A 1,182-nucleotide genomic window follows, 5' to 3' on the forward strand; every position below is an offset into this window, starting at 1 on the left:
ACGGTTCAGGTTACACCGATCAATGGCACGGTCAGTCCGATAAAGGTCAGGAGTTACCTGACGGAACGTACTACTATGTGATTGATACGGCATCTGGTCAGACTCGTACGGGATGGATTTACATCAACAGAGAGCAATAAATTAAGAATAAGAACCACTGCTCCTTTTAGAGGGAGCAGTGGTTTCTAAAAGGAAAACAATATAAGATGAAGAAAATTTATTTGACCGTTTTAGTAGCCTTGGCCGGCTTATTAGAAGTTCAAGCCCAACAGGATCCTCATTACACGCAGTACATGTACAACATGAGCGTTATGAATCCGGCGTATGCGGGATCTAAAGAAGGTCTTTCGATGGGATTATTATACAGAAAACAGTGGGTTGAGATTGAGGACGCTCCTACTACGGGAACGTTTTTCGGTCACAGTCCTGTGGGTAAGAATGTTGGATTGGGACTATCGGTAATCAACGATAAGATAGGTCCTGTTCAGGAGAGTAACGTTTACGGGGATTTCTCGTATACGTTGAATTTGGGAGAGGAGCACAAACTGGCTTTCGGTCTGAAAGCGGGAGCGACCTTCCACAAAGTGGGCTTATTCAGCGATATTGGAGACGGTCGCGTTCCGGATTTGGATGACCCGGCTTTTGCGGAAAACACGAGCAACACGTTTTTTAACCTTGGAACAGGATTGTTTTTCTATACTGATAAGTATTACATCGGTGCTTCAGTTCCGAACATGTTAAAATCGAAACACCTTGACTTTGATGGCAGAGAATTCGGGTCGGAAACGTCCCACTACTTTGTTACGGGAGGTTATGTTTTCGATATCAACGAGAACGTGAAATTAAAACCGTTTGCGATGGTAAAATCGGCTTTCGATGCACCAACCTCGTTGGACGTTTCGTTAAACACGTTGTTGTACAACAAGTTTGAAGCGGGACTAACGTATCGTCTGGAAGACTCTTTCGGAGCGATGGTGAATTTCATGGTTACCCCGAACATGCGTATCGGTTATGCCTACGATCACATCATATCGGATTTAGATGCCAAGACCAAAGCTTCTCACGAGTTCATGTTGTTGTATGATCTGAACTTCTCTAAGAAGGCATCGAGCTCACCACGATTTTTCTAATTTAACGGCGACTTTCAAACATGAAGAAAACCTATATCACTCTGAGTTTTGT

The 1,182-nt window shown here is 43.7% G+C and carries 2 protein-coding genes; both read left to right on the forward strand.

The annotated features are described in order from the left end of the window. Positions 1–140 (forward strand): T9SS type B sorting domain-containing protein (locus FLJC2902T_RS16630; RefSeq protein WP_169727955.1); only part of this gene is annotated, 140 nt, incomplete at its 5' end. Between the two features lie 66 nt (positions 141–206). Next, positions 207–1,130, forward strand: a complete 924-nt coding sequence (locus FLJC2902T_RS15285) for a PorP/SprF family type IX secretion system membrane protein (protein ID WP_023580707.1) — start codon at positions 207–209, stop codon at positions 1,128–1,130. Positions 1,131–1,182: the final 52 nt, after the last annotated feature.

It is taken from the genome of Flavobacterium limnosediminis JC2902 (assembly GCF_000498535.1).
Lineage (GTDB): Bacteria > Bacteroidota > Bacteroidia > Flavobacteriales > Flavobacteriaceae > Flavobacterium > Flavobacterium limnosediminis.

Excerpts from the sequence above, each read along its gene's own strand:
- FLJC2902T_RS15285 (WP_023580707.1), top strand. The coding sequence starts at position 207 with ATGAAGAAAATTTATTTGACCGTTTTAGTAGCCTTGGCCGGCTTATTA.